Genomic DNA, 20,624 nt, shown 5'->3' with positions numbered 1-20,624 from the left:
ACACAATAAGCAATGTGTCTCACCATCGATACATGACCGCATATGTGTCGAGCATCTCGTTCGTGCCGAGGTCCGGACAATCGTGGCGTGCCCCGTGGCAGATGTACGCAGGCCTGCGCGACCACGACCCCGTCCATCACGTCGTCCCCGAGGGCGCGCCCGGCAACGACTACTGGGTGTTGTCCCGGCACGCCGACGTCTACGCGGCGGCCCGGGACGCCGAGACGTTCTCCTCCGCCGCCGGCCTCACCACGACATACGGCGAGCTGGAGAAGATCGGCCTGCAGGACAATCCGCCGCTGGTGATGCTCGACCCGCCCGACCACACCGCGTTCCGCCGTCTCGTGTCGAAGGGGTTCACCCCACGGCAGGTCACCGCCGTCGAGCCGGACGTCCGGGCGTTCGTGGTGGAGCGCATCGAACGACTGCGGGAGGCAGGTGAGGGCGATGTGGTGAAGGAACTGTTCAAGCCGCTGCCGAGCATGGTCGTCGCCCACTACCTCGGCGTCCCCGACGAGGACCGGGCGCAGTTCGACGGGTGGACCGAGGCCATCGTCGCGGCCAATGCGCAGGGCGACACGCTGCAGGCGACGGGTGCGGTCACCGAACTGATGGGCTACTTCACCGGACTGATCGAGCGGCGGCGCACCGACCCCGGAGACGACACGATCTCGCACCTCGTCGCGGGCGGGATGGGAGCCGACGGCGACATCACCGGGCTGCTCTCCATCCTCGGTTTCGCGTTCACGATGGTCACCGGCGGCAACGACACCACCACCGGGATGCTCGGCGGCGCAGTCCAGTTGCTCACCGAGCACCGGGATCAGCGCCGCGACCTGATCGAACATCCGGAGCTCGTCGGTGACGCCGTCGAGGAATTGCTCCGGCTCACCACCCCCGTCCAGGGCCTCGCCCGCACGGTGACCCGCGACGTCGAGATCGACGGCACCGTCGTTCCCGAGAGACGGAAGGTACTCCTGCTGTACGGCTCCGCTAACCGCGATCCGCGCCGGTTCGGACCGGATGCCGAGGTCCTGGACGTGCGTCGCAGTCCGAAGCAGATCCTCACCTTCAGCCATGGGGCCCACCACTGCCTCGGTGCGGCCGCGGCACGGATGCAGGCGCGGATCGCGCTCGAGGAACTGCTCGCCCGCTGCCCCGACTTCACCGTCGACATCGACGCCGTCGTCTATGCGGACGGCAATTACGTGCGCCGCCCGACGAGCGTCCCGTTCCGGGTGCGTGAAGCATGACCGCCGACTGGATGCGGGACGAACGCCCCCGCCTCGCCGCCGAGCGGATCCTCGACGTCGCGGCCCAGCTGTACGTCGAGAACAGCATCGCCGCCGTCGGTATGGCCGAGGTCGCCCGGGCGGCCGGATGTTCCCGGGCCACGTTGTACCGCTACTTCGACAGCAGGCAGTCGCTGCAGCTGGCGTTCGTTCACCGCGAGGCCCGGCGCATCGGCGCGCTGGTCGCGGAGGAGGTGTCCGCGGCCGGTGACCCGAAGGATGTGATCGTGGAGGCGATGCTGGCCGCGATCCGGCTGGTGCGTGCCGACCCGACTCTGGCCGCCTGGTTCCAGCTCGGCGACTCCGGCCTCGCCGCGCAGATCGCGCACTCGTCGGACGTCATCGAATCGCTGGGCACCGCCTTCCTGGGGCAGGCGGGGTTCTCCGGAGAGGAGTCGTCCCGGAAGGCACGGTGGCTCGTCCGGATCATCGTCTCCCTGCTCACCGTCCCGGGCGTCGACGACACCGACGAACGCACCATGCTCGAGCGGTTCGTCGCACCGGCACTCGCCGAGCACGACTCCGGACGCGCCTGACACGTGCCGCCGCCCGGACGAACGGGACGCTCGTTCGATCTGACGCAACGAGCCTCCCGTTCGTCCGGCGGCGGAGCAGCGCGGGAGCCGGGAAGAGGGCTCAGGGGACGAAGAAGTACCCCACGCCCGGAACGATCGTGGCCGAGGATTCGCCGAGGACGGTCGCCGTCACGTGCCCCGACCCTGTGGGCACGTCGACGACCGGTTCTCTGCCGGGCACTCCGAAACTGCCCGACGGAACGGTCACCGTTCCGGTCGCCCCCGTGCTGAGATTGAGCCACCGCACCGTGGTGGCGGAGGTGTACGTCGTGCAGTTCGCTCCCGGGGTGAACGCCGGGCACATGCTCGTCGCCGACAGCCGCGCGACGCCCGGTCCCGGACTCGCGCCGGTGGATGCGGCGAGCGACACCGTGGCGAAGGGAAACGGGTCACCGATGACCCCGGTGAACGGGACCTGGAACGCCGTCGTGGTCACCGACACCGGATCCGGTACGGCGGCGGCGATGCCGGCGGACGCGGTGGTGAGCGCCACCGCTGCGGCGCAGGTGCCGACGATCGTGCCGAGACGTCTGTTCCTCGTTGCCATGGTCAACCCTTCGTCACGTCGTGGAATCATGTTCCGGCTCTTCGACTGTATCGATCGACCCCGTCGCACGTGCGCACTCCGGGATACCGGCACGGCGAACCCTATGATGTAGCGAACCGCGACCGACCAGCGAAGGAGCCGCGTATGTGCTCGCCCCGCATCATGACTCACGTCTACGGAACCATCGAGAAACGCGGCGCCCCGATGAGTCGACGGTCGTTGTTCGGAGCGGTGGGCGCGGCAGGACTGGCGGCAGCGGTCGCACCGGCGACGGCATCAGCTGCCCCGACATCGGAGGCGTCGATCGTCGATCTCACCCATGTGCTCACTCCCACGTTTCCCGTGTGGCCCGGCGCCCAGCAGTTCGCGATGCGGACGGTGGCGCGGATCGGTGACGCTCCGATTCTGCTCGGCTCCGTCGGGATCGGCGCTCCCAGTGTGTTCTACAAGAACGAACTCCGCTACGACGAGCACACCGGCACGCACGTCGACGCGCCGGCGCATGCGAGAGTGAACGGCCTCACCGTCGAGCAGATTCCGCCCCGCGACCTGGTGGTACCCCTCGCGGTCGTGGACATCTCGGTGCGGGCCCGAGCCGACAACGACACGCTGCTCACCCGGCAGGACCTCCTCGACTGGGAGTCCGATCACGGTCCACTCCCCGACCGCTGCATGGTGGCGATGAACTCGGGATGGGACAGCCGCGCCGCTCAGCCCGCGACGTTCACCAATCAGGACAACACGGGTGTGCAGCACACACCCGGATTCGACCCGGACGCCGTCGAGTTCCTCGTCCGGGAACGCGACATCGTCGCGTTGGGATCGGACACCATCAGTGTCGACGCGGGGCGTAGCACCACGTACGGAGCGCATCTCGCGGCGCTCGGCGCCGGGAAGTACGCGGTGGAAGCTCTCGCGAATCTGTCGCAGGTTCCGCCGTCCGGCGCAACCGTCATGGTCGGCGCCCCCACCCACGCCGGAGGATCCGGCGGCCCCTGCCGGACCCTCGCGTGGTTCTGACGTGTGAAGGTCAGCCTTGCGGGGTGACGCGGAGAACCTGGTCGGCGGAACCGTTGTCCGTGGTGACGAGCAGCGAACCGTCGGCGGTCGGGGTGACCGACCGGAGTCGACCGTACTGGTTCTGCAGGCCGAACGTCTGCGCCGTCACCGACTGCCCGTCCGCGGCGAGACGCAGGAAGATCAGTTGCTTCGTCTTGAGGCCGCCCATGACGAGTGCGCCGTCCCACGGTCCCCAGCCGGGGCCGGTCACGAAGGCGGCACTTCCGGTTGCGAGGGTCGTGCTGCCCGAACTCCACGCCGCGGCAACGGCTCCGGGGACGCGCGACGGATCCGTCATCGGCACGGATTCGTCGTAGATGCCGGGGATCCGATCGGGCTTGTAGCCGTAGTTCCCTCCTGCGACCAGGAGGTTCACCTCGTCGTCGCGGGTCGTTCCCTGATCCACGGCGTAGATGCGGCCCGTTCCGGGCTGTTGCGCGAGACCCTGCGCGTTCCGGTGCCCCAGGGTGTAGACGGGGCTCGCCGGGTCCGGATTTCCGGCTGCGGGGGTGCCGTCGGTGTTGATGTGGAGGGTCTTGCCGCCCAGCGAGTTCGGATCCTGTGACACGGCCGGCTGCGCCGTGTCGCCGGTGCCGATGAACAGGGTGCCGTCGGCGGCCGTCAGTATCCGGCAACCGCCGTGACGTCCCTCGTTGACGGGGATTCCGGTCAGAATTGCGGCACCGCGGGTCAGCGTCGTCCAGCCGGCGTCGACGGTCCACGACTGGATCCGGATGTCGGTGACGCCACCACCCTGGAATCCCTGGCACGTGTACAGGGTGCGTGCGTTCGCGAAATTGCTCGCGAGGGCGATACCCATCAACCCGGTCTCGGACTGCGCGTACAGATCCGAGAGATCGGCGGTGACCGGGCCGGTGCTTCCGTCCGCACGCCGAACGAAGAACCCGCCCGACCGCTGGCCGGTGAGGACCGCGCCGTCCGGGGCCTGCACCGCGTCCCACGGATGGTCGAGCCCGTCGAGAACCGGAGTGACCGTCAGCGCCGGAAGGGTGTCCTCCGTGGGAATTCCCGGGCCGTCGCTACCCGAACCGAGGCTTCCGGTGTCGAACGGGAAGGGCAGCGGCTGAGCGGAGACCTGCGCGGCGGGGAGGCCGATCACGGACGCGGTGGCGAGAGCGAGGACAGCGAGCTTCGAATGACGCACAAGTTCTCCTCGGGTCGATTGCGCTCTACGCGGTCACTATAAGCGCGATCGTGCCCGAAGTTGATCTTGTCGGTCAGTTCCGCGCGGCGCACACCAGCGCGAAGCGGTCGTCGGGATCGGTCCAGGTGCGGTCGACGTCGAATCCCGCCTCCGCCAACTCCCGTCGGATGCCGTCGAGGGTGAACTTGGCCGAGATCTCCGTCCGCAGCTGCTCCCCCGCGGTGAACTCCACGTCCAGATCCAGCTCGCCCACGCGGACCGACATCGCACGCTCGGCCTCGAGCCGCATCTCGATCCACTCGTTGTCGGCGTCCCACAGCGCGACGTGCCGGAACTCGTCCACCGGGAAGTCGGCGTCGAGCTGCGTGTTGAGCACCTGCAGCACGTTGCGATTGAACTGGGCTGTCACCCCGGCGGCGTCGGCGTATGCGGGGACGAGGACGGCGGGAGCGATCACCAGTCCGACCCCGAGGAGGAGGTGCTCCCCCGGTTCGAGGACGTCGGCGATTCCTGAGAGGAACTCCGCCCGCTCGGCGGGCACCATGTTTCCGAGGGTGCCACCGAGGAACGCGATCGTGCGGCGGCCACCACGTGGAAGGTGGTGCAGCGACTCGGTGAAGTCGCTGACGACGCCGCGCACGGTCAGATTCGGGAACTCCACGCCGATCTGCTCCGCAGCACCCTCGAGCGCGGACACCGACACGTCCTGCGGTACGTACGTATGGAGACTTCCGTGCCGGGTGCCGGCGCCCAGCAGGAGCCGTGTCTTCTCCGACGACCCGGAACCGAGTTCCACGAGGATCTCGGGCGCCGCGACCTCGGCGATCTCCCCCGAATAACGTCTGAGCAGTTCCCGTTCCGTACGCGTGGGGAAATATTCGGGCAACGCGGTGATCTGCTCGAACAGCTCGCTCCCGCGGGCGTCGTAAAAGTATTTGGGAGGCAGCCACTTCGGGTTCGACATGAGCCCGACGGTGGCGTCCTTGCGCAGAGCGGCCTTGAGCTGCTCGGGCTGCAGGTACACCTCGAGTGTCGGTGTGGTGGTCATCGTGCTCCCATCTCGAGCGGGGTGACGATCAGGTGTCCGGGGCGTGCGCTGACGAAGTGACGGTCCGGAATCGATTGCCATGCGGGGTTGTCGTCGTAGGGTTCGGACATCACGATGGCCCGCTCGTCGTCGACGAACGCCGACAGCGAGTGATGCCAGGTGGTGGCCCACAGTTCGCTGCCGTTGCCCAGCAGCAGGTTCAATCGCGAGTTCGGGGCCGCAGCGACCACGGCCTGCACGAGCGCACTCATCGCCTTCTCGGGGTCCTGCTCGCCGAGCGCCCGACGCAGGAGCAGCCACAACGCGGCCGAGTCGGTCGGTGCCTCGAGTTGCAGCAGATCGCTCACGGGCAGCTCAGCGGCGAGCGCACCGAGCGACTCCGGCCACCCGCGCACCACCCCGTTGTGGCTGAAAGCCCAGGTCTCGTCGGAGAACGGTGCACACGCCGTGTGTTGCACCGGCATACCGACCGTGGCCGAACGCGTCGCGGCCACGACCGCCCGGGAGCGGTTGTTCGGCAACGTCTCTCGCACTACGGGGTCGGACCAGAGCGGCTGGGCACTGCGGTAACGGGAGAATCCGTCCGTGCCCCACCACCCCACACCGAATCCGTCGGCGTTGATGGTTCCGCCACCCCTCATGTCGCGTGGCGCGTAGGACTGGCGCAGCAGCGAGTTCTCGCCGCGACTCAGCAGGTCGCCCACTGACTGTTCCGGTCCCAGATAGCCCAGGTGTCGGCACATCTCAGCGGTCGTCCCCCGGAAGGTCCCGAGCACAGCGGAATCCGGAGAAGATCTGCCTGCGGATCGGGTGGTCCCAGTTGCGGAACGTCCCACGGCACGCCACCGGATCGGTGCCGAACGAACCGCCGCGCAGCACGCGGTAGTCGCCGCCGTAGAACACCTCCGAGTACTCGCGGTACGGGAACGCCGAGAAACCGGGATAGGGATCGAAGGGCGACGACGTCCACTCCCACACGTCGCCGATCAGCTGATGGACGCCGAGCGGGGACGCCCCCGACGGGTACGACCCGATCACCGCGGGACCGAGGTGGCGCTGCCCGAGGTTGGCGAGCGAAGAGTCGGGTTCGGTATCACCCCAGGGGAATCGGCGCGACCGGCCGGTGAACGGGTCCCACCGCGCGGCCTTCTCCCATTCGGCTTCGGTCGGAAGCCTCTTGCCGTCCCAGCGTGCGAATGCCTCGGCCTCGAAGAAGCAGACGTGCACGACCGGTTCCTGGAGATGGATCGGCTCGGTCACCCCGAACCTCCGGCGCCACCACGTTCCGCAGCCGTCGTTCTCCCAGAACTGTGGAGCATCCAACCCCGCTTCGACGCGGTGCGCCCATCCCCGCTCACTCCACAATTCGGGCCGCGCGTAACCACCGTCGTCCATGAACTCGACGTAGCGGCCGTTGGTGACGGGGGCGGCGTCGATCACGAACGCCGGAACGTGCACGGGGTGCGCGGACCTCTCGTTGTCGAGCGCCCACGGATCGTCCGACGTTCCCATCGTGAATTCGCCGGAGGGAATGACCACTTCGTCCTCGTCCATCGCCCCGCCGATACGCGGCGCGCTCTCCGCGGTCAGTACTGCTGCACCGGAGCGCAGTTGATGGGTGGCGAGCATCGTTTCGGCATGCTGCTGCTCGTGCTGTGCGATCATGCCGAACGCGAATCCGTTCTCCTCGAGTAGCCGGCCCCGGAACGTGCTGCGGTCGAGCACGTCCCACGCCCTGTCTCGAACAGTACGTATGTATCGCCTGGCCTCGTCCGGGTTCAGCAGCGGCAGGGACGGCCGGGAGTTCCTCGAATTTTTGAATGCGTCGTACAACTCGTCGATGTCGCGGCGGACCGGTTCCCGGCCCCCGACGTCCCGCACGAGCCACAACTCTTCCTGATTGCCGATGTGCGCGAGATCCCACACGAGCGGGCTCATCAACGGGGAATGCTGTGCGACGAGGTCCTCCCCGTCCACACAGTCCGTCAACCCGGCGGTGCGCTCCCGCGCCCGTGTCAACACCGTCTCGATCTTCTCGCGGGTACCCATCAGCGTTCCTCGCTCGGGGTCTGGCCCCGGCAACATCGTTCGGCGGCGGCGTCGAGCAGTCTGACGAATTCGGGGTCGGGCGAGTAAGCCGCCGCCAGCGACAGCAGAGCTGTTGCCGCGGCGCGCAGTTCGAGGTCGGCCAGGCCGAACTCGGCCGCGTCCCGCCAGCGTTCGGCGGTGGGCAGCGCCGCGTCGAGCGCCTCGGCCATGGCACCCGGACCCGACAGCAGCGCGTCGATCGCCGCGATGGGAACCCGCCACTGGTCGCCCGGTTGCGCGTCGAGATAGCGCACCTCGAGATGACCGGCCGCACGAACGGGCGGAAACAGGGTCGTGAGGTGATAGTCGAGGTCGGCGGGCGTCGGGCGTCCGATCACATCGTCCAGTGCGCCGTCGACCCAGTCCGCGAAAGTTGCACCGTCGGGCGCTGTCCAGTCCGTTCCGTCGTTGCGGATGCACAGCAACGGCACGTCCAGCACCCACCCCGCATAGTCTGCGCTGCGCGGGGTTCCGATGGTGCGCGGCGAATCGAGTTCGAGCCACGTTCGCATCCGCTGCGACGCCCACTGCCCGTCGGGTACCCCGTAGAGCCGCGGCGAACACGCGAAGGCCGCGATCAATGCGGGTCCGATGGCATGTAGCAGGTGCCACCGCTTCTCCACCGCAACCGGATCGGCCCCGGCGTCCACGCTGATCTGCGTTGCGGCGGTGTTGCACATCATCAGCTTCCCGAAGGGCCCGATGCCGGTGAAGCGGGATTCCATGGCGCAGTACCGCGGCGATTGGAGGAGACGCTGCGCGGGCCGGCGGGTGTCCGCGGCCTCGGACGACATGAGGATCGATCGGGACGACAACAGGTCCGCGAGAACCGCCTGATCGGCGGCGAGATAGTCGCACAATTCGCGTGCGGAGTAATAGGGGGCGCTGGACAGTTCGATCTGTCCGCCGGGTTCGACCGTGACGGCGCTGCCGCCTGGAAGGGGCTGAGCAGGAGAAGAGGGATCGATGGTTCTGGGGGTGTGCGGCCCGAGAGCTTCGGCGAGAGCGGCGAGGTCGGGGCGCACGTATTCCGGCAGTTGCGCGGTCAGCCACTCCAATTCCGCGCCGATCAGCTGCGGCGGCCCCAGTTTGAAGCACACACCACCCAGGTACGCCTCCGCCGCCGGCCGCGACGTGAAACACGTTGTCTCGACGGACTGAACTGCTGTAGCCATTCGACCCTCCCCTTCGGGCGCCGCCTGAACGTCGTTATCGACATTAGAGCGCCTCGGCCGTCGATGCACGCCCCATCGGCATACTTTTCGAGAACCTGCACAGGTACGTTCGAGTCCATTCACCGCGAAAAGGGAGGTATCGGACATGCTCGACCTCGAGCAGGCGCGACGGGACACCCCGGGCTGCCTCGACAAGGTGTTCCTGGACAGTGCGGGCTCCTCGCTTCCGCCGACGCCGGTCCTGGACGCCGTGTTCGCGCACCTGCGCCGGGAGGCCGACGTGGGCGGCTACGTCGCGGCCGCCGAACGGGCCGACGATCTCGCCGCCGTGAAGTCGTCCCTCGGCCGGCTGATCGGAGCGAGCGCCGACAGCATCGCCCTGGTGGACAGCGCCACCACCGCCTGGAACGACTTCTTCCATGCCGTCCCGCTCCGGTCCGGCGACCGCGTGCTGATCTCGGAGGTGGAGTACGCCAGCAACGCCATCGCCGTCCTGCAGCGGGCCCGGTCCGTGGGCGCGACGGTCGACGTGATCCCCAGCGACCCCGCGGGCCAGATCGACGTCGCCGCCCTGGAGACGCTCCTCGACGACAGGGTTCGTCTCGTGTCCCTCGTGCACGTGCCCACCAACGGCGGCCTGGTCAACCCCGTCCGTGAGGTGACGGAGCTGGCACACTCGTACGGCGCGCTGGTGCTGCTCGACGCGTGCCAGTCCGTCGGTCAGATTGCCCTCGACGTGGGCGAACTGGGCGTCGACGCCCTGTCCGCCACGGGCCGCAAATGGCTCCGGGCACCGCGGGGCACCGGCTTCCTGTACGTCCGGCCGGAACTGGCAGCGACCCTCGAGCCTGCCGCCCTCGACCTCCACAGCGCGGAGTGGACCGCGGCCGACGCGTACCGGCTCGCGACCGATGCCAGCCGGTTCGAATTCTGGGAATGCGACGTCGCCGCACGCCTCGGACTCGGGGTGGCCGCCGACTACCTCCTCGACCTCGGGATGGACGAGGTCGAGGCAGCCGTTGCGGCCGGGGCCGAGCACCTCCGGTCGGGGCTCGCGGCGATCCCCGGTGTCACCGTGCGCGACCTCGGCGCCCGCCGCTGCGGAATCGTCTCGTTCACCGTCGACGGGTTCGATCCCGGCGACGTCCGGAAGCAGCTGGCCGCCCGCAACGTCACCGTCACAGCCAGCCTGCGCGGATCGACGCTGCTGGACATGAGCGCCCGCGGACTGGACGCGGTGGTGCGGGCGTCGCCGCACTATTTCTGCTCCCCGGACGACCTCGACCGGTTCCTCGCGGAGGTGCGGACACTCGCGAATTAGCGCAGTAGGCTGGAACTCACCCGAGAACCAGGACTTCGCGATGACGGACCAGGGATCACCGGCGTTGCCACGCTTCGCCGCGGAGAAGGTCGTGCAGCTGCAGACGCGCAAACGCGACGGCTCATGGGTGGACACTCCCGTGAACCTCGCCGTGAAGGGCGATCGGGCGTATTTCCGCACCCCGGGCCGGGCGTCCAAGAACAAGCGGCTGCGCAATTTTCCCGACGTCCGAATCCGCCCGTGCACGTGGTCCGGCAAGCCGACGGGCCCACGGGCGCAGGCCACGGCGCGACTGCTGTCCGGTGAGGAGGCGCGGACCGCGGGCGCCATCATCGATGAGAAGTATCCCGTGGTGCAGCGGATCGGGGTGCATCTCGCGCACCGGCTGGCACGCACTCCGACACTGCACTACGAGCTGTCCGGCGTCACCGACATGCCCGGCTAGCCGGGCGTTCGCCGACCTCCGGGCGCGGCGTCCCACTCACCGGGAGATCAACCGAATCGGGTTTTGTAACAGGTTACAGTTTGAGGGTAACCCACGTCACACTCCGCCTGTGACCGCCCGAGAGGACTTCCACCAATGGTCGACGCCATACCGATCCGCCCCCGGTCCGCAGCAACGGTCGCCGAATGGGACTACGAGGCCGACGTCGTGGTCGCGGGTTACGGCATCGCCGGTGTGTCCGCCTCCATCGAGGCGGCGCGGGCGGGTGCCGACGTCCTGGTCCTCGAACGCACCAGCGGTTGGGGCGGGGCCGCCGCACTCGCCGGGGGCTTCATCTACCTCGGCGGCGGAACGCCGCTGCAGAAGGCGTGCGGGTTCGACGACTCCCCCGAGAACATGAAGACGTTCATGATGGCGGCGCTCGGCCCGGGTGCCGACGAGGAGAAGATCACCGACTACTGCGACGGCAGCGTCGAGCACTACAACTGGCTCGTCGACTGCGGCGTCCCGTTCAAGGAGAGCTTCTGGGGCGAACCCGGCTGGGAACCCCCCTTCGACGACGGCCTGATGTACTCCGGCGGCGAGAACGCGGCGCCCTTCAACGAGATCGCGACCCCCGCCCCGCGCGGCCACGTTCCGCAGATGGACGGCAAGCGGACCGGCGAGAAGGGCGGCGGCTACATGCTCATGAAGCCGCTCGTCGAGACCGCCGAAAAGCTCGGGGTCCGAGCCGAATACGACATGCGCGTCCAGACTCTCGTCACGGACGACACCGGTCGCGTCGTCGGGATCGTCGCCAAGCAGTACGGCAGGGAGGTGGCCGTGCGGGCGCGCCGCGGCGTCGTCCTCGCCACCGGCAGCTTCGCCTACAACGACAAGATGATCGAGGCCCACGCGCCGCGGCTCATCGGCCGCCCCGGCGCCGCCATCGAGGAGCACGACGGACGGTCGATCCTCATGGCGCAGGCCCTCGGCGCCGATCTCGCCCACATGGACGCCACCGAGGTCGCGTTCGTCTGCGACCCCCAGTTGATCGTCCGCGGCATCCTCGTCAACGGCCGGGGGCAGCGCTACGTTCCGGAGGACACGTACTCCGGGCGGATCGGCCAGATGACCCTGTTCCACCAGGACAACCAGGCGTTCCTCATCATCGACGAGGCGTCCTACGAGGAGGGCGCGGCCGCCACCACGGCCACGCCGTTCCTGCGCGTGCAACCGAAGTGGGCGGCGGAGACCGTCGAGGAACTCGAATCCGACATGGGCCTGCCCACCGGCGCACTGCAGTCGACCGTCGAGGTGTACAACAAGCACGCCGCCGAAGGATCGGACCCGCTGCTGCACAAGAAGTCCGAGTGGGTCAAGCCGATCGGCTCCCCCGTCGCGGCACTCGACCTGCGCGGGTTCACCCTCGGTTTCACTCTCGGCGGCCTGCGGACGACCGTGAACTCCGAGGTACTGCACGTCTCCGGCGAACCGATCCCCGGCCTCTTCGCGGCAGGACGGTGCACGTCCGGCGTGTGCGCGGGTGGCTACGCCAGCGGCACCTCCCTCGGCGACGGCAGCTTCTACGGCCGCCGCGCCGGCATCAGCGCGGCGAAGCAGGCCTGACCGGACCTACCCGACGAGCCGGACCGTCACACCGGTCGCGAACCGGTAGGGCTGGGTTCTCAGGACCGCGCCGAGACTCTTGCGCAGACGCGAGACCTCGGCGCGGACCGCCACCACGTGGTCGCGGTCGCCGAACAACGATTCGCTGAGCGAGGCGGCGTCGACCCCCGCCGTTCCCGCGACCGACAGCACCCGCAGGATCTGGGCATGCCGGGGCGAGAGCGCCCGCGTCCAGTTGACGTCGCCCCGGACCGTCACGTGCGGCGCGTCACCGAGGTCGAGTTCCAGTTCGATGGCCGCCCCGTCGACGCGCCTGCGCACCAGCCAGCCGTCGCCGAGCGGTTCGGGCACGCACAGCCCGAGCCCCGGGACGAGTAGTGGCCGGTCGAGGCTCGGCGGCGCGACCCGCTCCGGCGCGGCGATGCCACTCGCCTCCGCGACCCACCCGTGCTTGTCGACGACAAGCGCCGGACCACCCGCCGACGCCAGCAGCGGCGCCGCGCGGCCGCGCAGCTTGTCCAGTTGCGCCGTGTGCTCACGCCACAGTGTCGCCTCGGCCAGACGCACCGCGGTGCGGACGAGCGCGACCGTGGTCGGGTGAATGGACATCGCCGACCCACTGATGTCGACCACGCCGAGGATCTCTCCGGTGCGCGGATCGTGAACCGGCGACCCGGTGCACGACCAGCCGTGATGCGAGGGCGCATAGTGCTCGGCCGAGAACAGTTGCACCGCAGCATCTTCGATCAGCGCCGTGCCGATCGCGTTGGTCCCGACTGCCTGCTCCGCCCAGCGCGCACCCTCAGTGAACCCGAGGGCGTCGGCCGCCTTCCGGACTCCGCGGGAACCTTCCCGCCACAACAGGACACCGTCGGCGTCGGCGATGACAACGATGAAGTTCGCATCGTCCGCGACCTGCGTCAACGTGCTGCGCAGTTCCGGGAGCACGGTGCGCAGCGCCGTCCGGGTTCGCCGCGCCTCGATCTCGGAGAAGTCGGCGGGCTCCACGTCCGCGCAGTGGTCCGGGCTCACTCCGCCCGCCTGCAGACGGGACCACGACCGCGCCACCACGCCCCGTGGAAGCGCGGGCGGCTGCTGCCCGGACAGCACGGCGTCGTGGACCCGGCTGAGCAGCCGCGCATGTCGCGGCAGATCCACACCGGTTGCCACTGCGGTCAGCCGGTCGGCGGTCGGACGTTCAGCGCTCACATCGCCGAGGCTACCCCCGGCGTTGTGAGCCACACCACTGTACGTCATCGGATCGGCTGCAACCCTTCCTCCTGGGCCTTGATCTGGAAGGCCAGATACTTCGAGTAGTGCCGCGACTGATGCAGGTTGCCGGCCATGAACCAGAAACCCGGATGACCGGACCGGCGCCACACCGTGCGCAACTCGCCCTCCTGGTCGAGGCCCCACACGTCCTGGCAGCGGTCCGCGACCGCGTCGCCGAGGAACTTGCGGGCACTCTCACGCATGTTCTTGTAACCGGTCGCGAGAACCACCACGTCCACCGGGATCTCGGTGCCGTCGGCGAACACGACCCCGTCCGGCGTGAAGTGATCGATCTCGGTTCCCTGCTTCACCGTCACCTCTCCGCTCGCGATCAGCTCGGATGCGCCCACGTCGATGTAGTAGCCGCCGCCGCGCCGCAGGTATTTCATGAATAGACCGCTGCCGTCCTCGCCGAAATCGAGCTTGAATCCGGCCTTCCGCAGTCCGTCGAGCATCTCCGCGTCCTTCTCGGCGATGGCCTCCGTCGCCCCGGCGTGGATTCCCGCGAGCAACGGGTACGGAAGCGACGCGAAGATCAGGTCGGCGTCCTGCACCGCGGGCCCACCCTCCTCGTACACGCCGCCGAACAGTCCGGGGATGCCGTGCTTGCTGCTCATCACATACGTGGACGAGCGCTGCAAAATGGTCACGTCCGCACCCTGCTCGTTGAGCTCCTGGGCGATATCGTGACCCGAGTTGCAGCAGCCGACGACGAGCGCCTTCTTGCCCTGCATCTCCCGGCCGCCGACGAACCAGCTCGAATGCTCGATGGTTCCCTCGAACGTGTCGGCACCCGCGATCTGCGGAAAGTTCGGCACCCCACTCATTCCCGTGGCGAGGACGACGTGCCGGGGATGCAGTGTGCGGGTGGAGCCGTCGTCGCGGGCGACGGTGACGGTCCATTCGCCGGTGGCGTCGTCCTAGCTGCCGCCGGTGAACTCGGTTCCCGTCCATACGTTGAGTTCCATTGCGTCGGAATAGAATTCGAACCAGCTCGCGAGCTTGTCCTTGGGCGTGAACACCGGCCAATGGTCGGGGAAGTTCAGGTACGGCAGGTGGTCGTACCAGACCGGGTCGTGCAGGACCAGCGAGTGGTAACGCTTGCGCCAGCTGTCGCCGATCCGATCGTTTCGCTCCACCAGCAGGGTGTCGACTCCGAGCTGCCCGAGGCGGGCGGCGAGGGCCAGACCACCCTGGCCGGCGCCGACGATCACGACGGCCGGCTGCTCGGTCTCGAACTCGCCCTTGGCGGTTCGCCGGTCGAGCCAGTTGATCCTGCCTCGGTGGGCGCCGTGTTTCGTGCCCTGAACCCGCCGATGGCCCTTCTTCTCCTCGTGACCCTTGATCTCCTCCATCGCGCTGATCAATGTCCAGGCACGCCACTCGCCGTCGTCGTCGCGCCTCAGCCGGACGAAACCGCGGCTGCGCGCCAGGGTCGTCTCGAACGTGAAGAAGGCCTGGATCCAGTCGCCTTCCGGATCGGCCACCACCTCGGCCGGGTGCGCGGGCGAAAGGACGAGGTGGCGCGGCTCGTGCACCGGAACCGAATCCGCGAAGCGCGTCTCGATGTCCGCGCGACCGTGTGCGGTGTGCAGGTCCCAGGTGAACGACAGTAGGTCGCGCCACCAACCGTCGACCAGGAAGTGCTCCGCGGCCCCTGGCACGTCGCCCCGTTCGAGGGCGGCACCGAATCCGGCCACCCAGCGCCGGGCGATGTCTCCCGGCTGCGGGATGACGGTGTCGATGGGGGTGTCGAGTGTGGCGGTCATGATGTCCTCCGTCGTCGGAAATCGAGAAGTTCGATACCTCTGTGATACGGCTCACAAGGATGGGGCGGCAGGGTTGCACCGGATTGCACCGGCCCCACCTCGACGTCGCGCAGCCCGCCCGACGACACCCGATTAGCAGGTCAGCGGGCCATCCGGTAGAGTTCCATAAGTTGTCTCGGCGAGGGTGAACCAGAAGTTCCAATTGGCTGGCTCACCGTGATCGACGCGGCGACGGCTCTGCTCGAGCGTTTCGCTCCTGGCCGTCGCGTGTTCGTCCCTCGTCGACTCGAACCGCCCGCCAGTTACCACCGTGAGTTGTAGGAGCCGTTTCACCATGTCTGACGAAAATCGCCTCGTAGCCGCCGTGCGCACCGAGTTCGGCAAGGGCGCCGCCCGCCGCGCGCGCCGCGACGGCCAGGTCCCCGCGGTCCTGTACGGCCACGGTGAGGACCCCCGCCACCTGAACGTGCCCTCCCGCGACTTCGCCGCCATCCTGCGCGCGCACGGCACCAACGCCATCCTCACCCTCGACATCGAGGGCAAGGAGCAGGTCGCGCTCACCAAGTCGGTCGTGGTTCACCCGATCCGCAACTACATCGAGCACGCCGACCTCCTCGTCATCAAGAAGGGCGAGAAGGTCACCGTCGACGTTCCCGTCGTCGTCACCGGTGAGGCCGCTTCCGGCACCCTGGTCGCCCAGGACGCTGCCACCATCTCCCTCGAGGCCGACGCGCTGCACATCCCCGAGCAGATCGAGGTCTCGGTCGAGGGCCTCGAGGTCGGCACCCAGATCCTGGCCAACCAGCTCGAGCTGCCCAAGGGTTCCACCCTGCAGGCCGACGAAGAACTGCTCATCGTCAACGTCGTCGCAGCCCCGACCGCTGCCGACCTCGAAGAGGAGACCGGCGAAGCCGCGGCCGAGCCCGCCGAGGCTCCGGCCGCAGAGGGCGCCGAGAGCTGATCCTCTCGCAACCGCACTGATGTCGGCGGCGCGTCGTCCCGGATTATCCGGGGTGACGCGCCGCTGTCGTCTGACAAGACCCCCTCACGCACGGAAGGACCCTGTCGGTGAGTGAAGACACCGCCCTGGTGGTGGGTCTGGGCAACCCCGGACCGCAGTACGAGAAGACCCGGCACAACGTCGGCTTCATGGTGGCCGGCGTGCTGTCCGCTCGAATGGGTGGCAAGTTCAGCGCGCACAAGAAGAGCGGCGCCGAGATCGTCCAGGGAAGACTCGAGGGCCGTCCGACGATCCTCGCCAAACCGCGGTCGTTCATGAACCTGTCCGGTTCCGCAGTCGCCGGGCTCGCCCGGTTCTTCTCCGTCGATCCGGGCAATATCGTGGTCATCCACGACGAACTCGACCTCGACTTCGGGACCATTCGCCTCAAACAGGGCGGCGGCGAGGGCGGACACAACGGGCTGCGGTCCATCTCGAGTGCGCTCGGCACCAAGGACTATCTGCGCGCCCGCGTCGGGATCGGCCGTCCCCCCGGACGGATGGATCCGGCGTCGTACGTGCTGAAGCCGTTCTCCTCGGTGGAACGCAAGGAACTCGACCTCGTCTGCGAAGAATCGGCCGACGCCGTCGAACTGGTCCTGCGCGTCGGGCTCGAGGCCGCGCAGAACCGCCTGCATTAAGGCGCTTCGCGCCCGTGCGCCTTTCTGGTTGTCCCAGCTACCAAAAAGGCGCACGGGCCCGGAGGGCCTAGCTGACCAGATTCGCCGACGTGGCGCGGCGGAGTTTGCCCGACGACGTCTTGGGGATGCTGCCGGGGCCGAGTACGGCGACGGTGCGGGGTCGCACGCCGACCTCGGAGAACACGGCGTGCACGACCTCGTGCTCGATGCGCTTGACGACTTCGGGGTCCTGGTAGTCGTTGGTCTCCACCGCGACAGCGAAACTTTCCCGTTTCTGTCCCGCGTCGAGGCGGACGGCCACCGCATTACCGGGACGTACTCCGGCGACGGTGCCCGCGGCCCGCTCGATGTCCGTCGGGTAGATGTTGCGGCCACCCATGATGATGACGTCCTTGACGCGGCCGCACACGACGACGAGGCCCTCTTCGGTGAAGTAGCCGACGTCGCCGGTGTTCAGCCAGCCGTCCGCGTCCTGCGCGGGCTTGTGCCCGTCGAGCGTGATGTAGCCGGGTGTGACCGCCTTGCCGCGGACCTCGATGATGCCGACACCGCGGGTCGGAAGCAGCTCACCCTCGCTGTCGACGACGCGCCCCTCGAGGTTGGGCACCATCTTTCCCAGGGTGGCGAGGGCACGCGCGTTCGGCTTGCTCGACGGGACGGCACGCTGCATCGCCTCGAGGAGATCCGGGTCAACGCGGTCGAGGACCTGGCCCTGGTCCGGGTCCGGAATGGAGACGGCGAGGGTGGTCTCGGCCATGCCGTAGACGGGGGCGAGTGCGGACGGGTTCAGACCGAATCGGGCGCCGGCCTCGGCGAGCGCGTTCATCGTGTCGGGGTCGACCGGCTCGGCGCCGTTCCACATGTACCGGACGGTGCTGAGGTCGACGGCGCCGTCGTCCGCCTGCTTGAGGCGGCGGGCGAGCAGCGAGTACGCGAAGTTGGGTGCGGCCGTCACCGTGCCCTTGTACTTCCCCATCAGTTCCGCCCACAGCAGCGGTGTGCGGAGGAAGTCCATCGGGGTGATGCTCACGACCTCCGCGCCGACCTGCATCGGCACGCTGAGGAACCCGACCATCCCCATGTCGTGGAACAGCGGCAGCCAGCTGATCATCACGTCGTCCTCGATGGAGAACTTGATGCGGTCGATCATGGCGTAGGCGTTGGTGTAGAAGTTCTCGTGCGTGATCTGCACGGCCTTGGGCGAACCGGTGGAACCGGACGTGAGCTGCTGCAGCGCGATGTCGCTCTCGAACGTCTCGACCGGGTCGATCTCCGCGCCCCCGTTCAGCTCGGCCACCGTCACCACGGTGATGCCGCGCTCCTCCAGCAGCGGCTTGGCGGCGTCGAACGGCGCACCGAGGATGACGGCCTTCGCCTGAATCATGTTGATGACGGTCTCGGTGTCCATGGCCCACACCGCCAGGTCGGTCCGCGGCGTCGGCTGATGCAGCATGGTGACGGACGCGCCGCGCATCCAGGTGCCCTGGCAGGAGGGTGCGATGTCGACGGGCTGACCGGCGAGGATGCCGATGGCGTCGCCGTGGCCGATACCCGCCTCGGCGAGGGCGCCGGCCATGCGGCGCGCGGCCTTGTGGATCTCCCCCCACGGCTGCCGCAGCGGCGCGTCGGGCTCACCCGTGTTGAGACCACGGGTGCTGCTTTCCGCGGTCGCGTACATCTCGTCGGTGAACTTGCTCACAGTCTTCCTCCTGCACATACGGGTGTCCGAACGCAGAAACGGTGAACTCCGGAGCGCCCCGACGACTCACCCATATAAATCACCCATTGGCCTCCGATCGTTACTTCTCCCTGGATGTGACTGTGCTGCGAGTTCGTCCTCGGCACCCGAGTAACCTGGTATGCGGCCACACGGCCTTCCTGCACGCATTCCGTCCCCCGAGAGGTTCTTCGTTGACTACCCCGTCCGACTCGGCCGACACCATTCCAGCCGAGGCGGCGTCTGTCGCCACGTCCGGCTCACCGGAGGGGAAATCCGAGAAGGGTGTCCGTGCAGAGGCGTCGCGTCGCCGCACGTTCGCCGTGATCTCGCATCCCGACGCCGGTAAGTCGACGCTGACGGAGGCTCTCGCGCTCCACGCGAAGGTCATCTCCGAAGCGGGTGCGGTCCACGGCAAAGCCGGCCGCAAGTCGACGGTGTCCGACTGGATGGAGATGGAGAAGGCCCGCGGCATCTCGGTCAGCTCCACTGCCCTGCAGTTCAACTACCGCTCCACCGAGGCGTCGGCGGACGAGCCCGTCGACAACGTGATCAACCTGGTGGACACCCCAGGTCACTCCGACTTCTCGGAGGACACGTACCGCGTTCTGACCGCGGTCGACGCCGCCGTCATGCTGATCGACGCCGCGAAGGGCCTCGAACCGCAGACGCTGAAGCTGTTCCAGGTGTGCCGTCACCGCGGAATCCCGGTGATCACCGTCATCAACAAGTGGGACCGGCCGGGCCAGACGCCGCTCGAGCTTCTCGACGAGATCCACGAACGCATCGGCCTCACCCCCACTCCCCTGTACTGGCCCGTCGGGATCGCCGGCGACTTCCGGGGCCTGCTGCGGCGCGGCGAGGACGGTGCCGCGCGGGAGTACATCCGGTTCACGCGTACGGCGGGTGGCGCGAAGATCGCCCCCGAAGAGGTCATGGATGCGGACGCCGCCCTCGCGAAGGAGGGCTCCGAATGGGAGACCGCCGCGGAGGAGAGCGAGCTGCTGTCGGCCACCGGTCAGGACCACGACCAGGAGTTGTTCCTCGGCGGCCAGACGTCGCCGGTGATCTTCGCGTCGGCGATGCTCAACTTCGGTGTCCGCCAGATCCTCGACACGCTCGTCGAGCTGGCGCCGCCGCCGCGCTCCCGGGAGGACCTCGAAGGCCACCCGCGCGAGGTCACCGACCCGTTCAGCGCGGTCGTCTTCAAGGTGCAGGCCGGCATGGACACCGCGCACCGCGACCGGCTGGCGTTCATGCGCATCGTGTCGGGCGTGTTCGAGCGTGGCATGGTGGTCACCCACGCCCAGACCGGCAAGCCGTTCACGACGAAGTACGCGCAGACCGTGTTCGGTCGCGAGCGTTCGACCGTGGAGTCGGCGTACCCGGGCGACGTGGTCGGACTGGTCAACGCCACCGCGCTCGCCCCCGGCCACACCTTGTTCTTCGAGAAGAAGGTGGAGTTCCCGCCGATCCCGTCGTTCGCGCCGGAGCACTTCTCCATCCTGCGGGCCGAGAGCGCGGGCAAGTACAAGCAGTTCCGGCGGGCCGTGGATCAGCTCGATTCCGAGGGTGTCGTGCAGATCCTCCGCAACGACCTGCGCGGCGACGCCTCCCCGGTCATGGCGGCCGTCGGCCCGATGCAGTTCGAGGTGGTCGCGGCGCGGATGAAGGCCGAGTTCAACGTCGAGGCCCGGATGGAACCCCTGGGCTACGCGTTGGCGCGGCGCACCGACGCCGAGTCGGCCGACGAGCTGAACCGTCAGCGCGGCGTCGAGGTGTTCACCCGCTCGGACGGGGTGATGCTCGCGCTGGTCAGCGACAAGTGGCGCCTGCAGTACATCCAGAAGGAGCTGCCCGACCTCACGCTCGAGCCTCTCGTGGCCGCCGCCGACTAGCGTC

The 20,624-nt window shown here is 68.4% G+C and carries 18 protein-coding genes and 1 pseudogene; 9 read left to right on the top strand and 10 right to left on the bottom strand.

Annotation, left to right across the window (positions count from 1 at the left end; translation table 11 throughout):
- Window positions 1-32 precede the first annotated feature (32 nt).
- Both ACFVJ3_RS28875 and ACFVJ3_RS28870 read left to right on the top strand, forming a co-directional pair.
- Window positions 33-1,253, top strand: coding sequence for a cytochrome P450 (locus ACFVJ3_RS28875; RefSeq protein ID WP_378455316.1), 1,221 nt, complete (start codon window positions 33-35; stop codon window positions 1,251-1,253).
- Window positions 1,250-1,828 (top strand): TetR/AcrR family transcriptional regulator, encoded by a 579-nt coding sequence (locus tag ACFVJ3_RS28870; protein WP_378455315.1) that lies wholly within the window; start codon window positions 1,250-1,252, stop codon window positions 1,826-1,828. The genes ACFVJ3_RS28875 and ACFVJ3_RS28870 overlap by 4 nt, the downstream gene beginning before the upstream one ends.
- 100 nt (window positions 1,829-1,928) lie before the next feature.
- On the opposite strand, the gene ACFVJ3_RS28865 is transcribed toward ACFVJ3_RS28870, so the two are convergent.
- Window positions 1,929-2,414, bottom strand: a complete 486-nt coding sequence (locus ACFVJ3_RS28865) for a hypothetical protein (RefSeq protein ID WP_378455314.1) — start codon at window positions 2,412-2,414, stop codon at window positions 1,929-1,931.
- Between the two features lie 144 nt (window positions 2,415-2,558).
- Here ACFVJ3_RS28865 and ACFVJ3_RS28860 point away from each other — a divergent pair, with 144 nt between their 5' ends.
- Window positions 2,559-3,434 (top strand): cyclase family protein, encoded by an 876-nt coding sequence (locus tag ACFVJ3_RS28860; RefSeq protein ID WP_378455313.1) that lies wholly within the window; start codon window positions 2,559-2,561, stop codon window positions 3,432-3,434.
- 10 nt (window positions 3,435-3,444) lie between these two features.
- Here ACFVJ3_RS28860 and ACFVJ3_RS28855 read toward each other — a convergent pair whose 3' ends face one another.
- From ACFVJ3_RS28855 to egtA, 5 genes are all read right to left on the bottom strand, one after another.
- The gene (locus ACFVJ3_RS28855; protein ID WP_378455312.1) at window positions 3,445-4,638 is read right to left on the bottom strand and encodes a PQQ-dependent sugar dehydrogenase; all 1,194 of its coding nucleotides are present in this window, start codon (window positions 4,636-4,638) and stop codon (window positions 3,445-3,447) included.
- A gap of 73 nt (window positions 4,639-4,711) precedes the next feature.
- Entirely contained in the window at window positions 4,712-5,686 is a 975-nt protein-coding gene (egtD, locus tag ACFVJ3_RS28850; RefSeq protein WP_378455311.1) for an L-histidine N(alpha)-methyltransferase, read from the bottom strand.
- Complete coding sequence (egtC, locus tag ACFVJ3_RS28845; RefSeq protein WP_378455310.1) at window positions 5,683-6,429, bottom strand: ergothioneine biosynthesis protein EgtC; 747 nt, start codon at window positions 6,427-6,429, stop codon at window positions 5,683-5,685. The genes egtD and egtC overlap by 4 nt, the downstream gene beginning before the upstream one ends.
- Before the next feature lies 1 nt (window position 6,430).
- Complete coding sequence (gene egtB / locus ACFVJ3_RS28840; protein WP_378455309.1) at window positions 6,431-7,735, bottom strand: ergothioneine biosynthesis protein EgtB; 1,305 nt, start codon at window positions 7,733-7,735, stop codon at window positions 6,431-6,433.
- A complete protein-coding gene (egtA, locus tag ACFVJ3_RS28835; protein ID WP_378455308.1) occupies window positions 7,735-8,949 on the bottom strand; it encodes an ergothioneine biosynthesis glutamate--cysteine ligase EgtA in 1,215 nt (404 codons plus the stop codon). Before egtA ends, egtB begins: the two co-directional genes overlap by 1 nt.
- A gap of 145 nt (window positions 8,950-9,094) precedes the next feature.
- On the opposite strand from egtA, the gene ACFVJ3_RS28830 reads away from it, so the two are divergent.
- From ACFVJ3_RS28830 to ACFVJ3_RS28820, 3 genes are all read left to right on the top strand, one after another.
- Complete coding sequence (locus tag ACFVJ3_RS28830; RefSeq protein ID WP_378455307.1) at window positions 9,095-10,270, top strand: aminotransferase class V-fold PLP-dependent enzyme; 1,176 nt, start codon at window positions 9,095-9,097, stop codon at window positions 10,268-10,270.
- Between the two features lie 40 nt (window positions 10,271-10,310).
- Entirely contained in the window at window positions 10,311-10,715 is a 405-nt protein-coding gene (locus tag ACFVJ3_RS28825; protein ID WP_378455306.1) for a PPOX class F420-dependent oxidoreductase, read from the top strand.
- Window positions 10,716-10,850: 135 nt separating this feature from the next.
- Window positions 10,851-12,323 carry an FAD-dependent oxidoreductase gene (locus ACFVJ3_RS28820; protein WP_378455305.1) on the top strand — a complete coding sequence of 491 codons (1,473 nt, stop codon included), beginning with the start codon at window positions 10,851-10,853 and terminating at the stop codon, window positions 12,321-12,323.
- Between the two features lie 6 nt (window positions 12,324-12,329).
- Here ACFVJ3_RS28820 and ACFVJ3_RS28815 read toward each other — a convergent pair whose 3' ends face one another.
- The 3 genes and pseudogenes from ACFVJ3_RS28815 to ACFVJ3_RS28805 all read right to left on the bottom strand — a co-directional run bounded on the left by ACFVJ3_RS28815 (window position 12,330) and on the right by ACFVJ3_RS28805 (window position 15,364).
- Window positions 12,330-13,580, bottom strand: coding sequence for a GAF domain-containing protein (locus ACFVJ3_RS28815; RefSeq protein ID WP_378455304.1), 1,251 nt, complete (start codon window positions 13,578-13,580; stop codon window positions 12,330-12,332).
- Window positions 13,577-14,497: pseudogene (locus tag ACFVJ3_RS28810) on the bottom strand (NAD(P)-binding domain-containing protein); the annotation flags it as partial. The gene ACFVJ3_RS28815 and the pseudogene ACFVJ3_RS28810, both read right to left, overlap by 4 nt.
- An 18-nt stretch (window positions 14,498-14,515) precedes the next feature.
- Window positions 14,516-15,364: an NAD(P)-binding protein gene (locus tag ACFVJ3_RS28805; protein WP_378455303.1), complete on the bottom strand. Its 849-nt coding sequence runs from the start codon at window positions 15,362-15,364 to the stop codon at window positions 14,516-14,518.
- A 334-nt stretch (window positions 15,365-15,698) separates the two neighbouring features.
- Between ACFVJ3_RS28805 and ACFVJ3_RS28800 the strand changes: the two genes are divergently transcribed.
- Window positions 15,699-16,325 (top strand): 50S ribosomal protein L25/general stress protein Ctc, encoded by a 627-nt coding sequence (locus ACFVJ3_RS28800; protein WP_378455302.1) that lies wholly within the window; start codon window positions 15,699-15,701, stop codon window positions 16,323-16,325.
- 107 nt (window positions 16,326-16,432) lie between these two features.
- A complete protein-coding gene (gene pth / locus ACFVJ3_RS28795; RefSeq protein WP_378455301.1) occupies window positions 16,433-17,005 on the top strand; it encodes an aminoacyl-tRNA hydrolase in 573 nt (190 codons plus the stop codon).
- Window positions 17,006-17,072: 67 nt separating this feature from the next.
- Here the strand turns inward: pth and ACFVJ3_RS28790 are convergent, their stop codons facing one another.
- Complete coding sequence (locus ACFVJ3_RS28790; RefSeq protein ID WP_378455300.1) at window positions 17,073-18,704, bottom strand: fatty acyl-AMP ligase; 1,632 nt, start codon at window positions 18,702-18,704, stop codon at window positions 17,073-17,075.
- 212 nt (window positions 18,705-18,916) lie between these two features.
- Between ACFVJ3_RS28790 and ACFVJ3_RS28785 the strand changes: the two genes are divergently transcribed.
- Complete coding sequence (locus ACFVJ3_RS28785) at window positions 18,917-20,620, top strand: peptide chain release factor 3 (protein ID WP_378455299.1); 1,704 nt, start codon at window positions 18,917-18,919, stop codon at window positions 20,618-20,620.
- The last annotated feature ends 4 nt before the right edge of the window (window positions 20,621-20,624 follow it).

It is taken from the genome of Rhodococcus sp. NPDC127593 (assembly GCF_042671975.1).
Taxonomy (GTDB): Bacteria; Actinomycetota; Actinomycetes; order Mycobacteriales; family Mycobacteriaceae; genus Rhodococcus_F.
This window is presented reverse-complemented; position numbering and strand designations above follow the sequence as displayed.

What these genes read in the sequence shown, in the direction of transcription:
- ACFVJ3_RS28825 (WP_378455306.1), top strand. Translation starts at nt 10,311, where the DNA reads ATGACGGACCAGGGATCACCGGCGTTGCCACGCTTCGCCGCGGAGAAG.
- ACFVJ3_RS28870 (WP_378455315.1), top strand. Translation starts at nt 1,250, where the DNA reads ATGACCGCCGACTGGATGCGGGACGAACGCCCCCGCCTCGCCGCCGAG.
- ACFVJ3_RS28800 (WP_378455302.1), top strand. Translation starts at nt 15,699, where the DNA reads ATGTCTGACGAAAATCGCCTCGTAGCCGCCGTGCGCACCGAGTTCGGC.
- ACFVJ3_RS28860 (WP_378455313.1), top strand. Translation starts at nt 2,559, where the DNA reads ATGTGCTCGCCCCGCATCATGACTCACGTCTACGGAACCATCGAGAAA.
- ACFVJ3_RS28820 (WP_378455305.1), top strand. Translation starts at nt 10,851, where the DNA reads ATGGTCGACGCCATACCGATCCGCCCCCGGTCCGCAGCAACGGTCGCC.
- egtB (WP_378455309.1), bottom strand. Translation starts at nt 7,735, where the DNA reads ATGGGTACCCGCGAGAAGATCGAGACGGTGTTGACACGGGCGCGGGAG.
- egtC (WP_378455310.1), bottom strand. Translation starts at nt 6,429, where the DNA reads ATGTGCCGACACCTGGGCTATCTGGGACCGGAACAGTCAGTGGGCGAC.
- ACFVJ3_RS28865 (WP_378455314.1), bottom strand. Translation starts at nt 2,414, where the DNA reads ATGGCAACGAGGAACAGACGTCTCGGCACGATCGTCGGCACCTGCGCC.
- ACFVJ3_RS28815 (WP_378455304.1), bottom strand. Translation starts at nt 13,580, where the DNA reads ATGACGTACAGTGGTGTGGCTCACAACGCCGGGGGTAGCCTCGGCGAT.
- egtD (WP_378455311.1), bottom strand. Translation starts at nt 5,686, where the DNA reads ATGACCACCACACCGACACTCGAGGTGTACCTGCAGCCCGAGCAGCTC.
- ACFVJ3_RS28875 (WP_378455316.1), top strand. Translation starts at nt 33, where the DNA reads ATGACCGCATATGTGTCGAGCATCTCGTTCGTGCCGAGGTCCGGACAA.
- ACFVJ3_RS28830 (WP_378455307.1), top strand. Translation starts at nt 9,095, where the DNA reads ATGCTCGACCTCGAGCAGGCGCGACGGGACACCCCGGGCTGCCTCGAC.
- egtA (WP_378455308.1), bottom strand. Translation starts at nt 8,949, where the DNA reads ATGGCTACAGCAGTTCAGTCCGTCGAGACAACGTGTTTCACGTCGCGG.
- ACFVJ3_RS28805 (WP_378455303.1), bottom strand. Translation starts at nt 15,364, where the DNA reads ATGACCGCCACACTCGACACCCCCATCGACACCGTCATCCCGCAGCCG.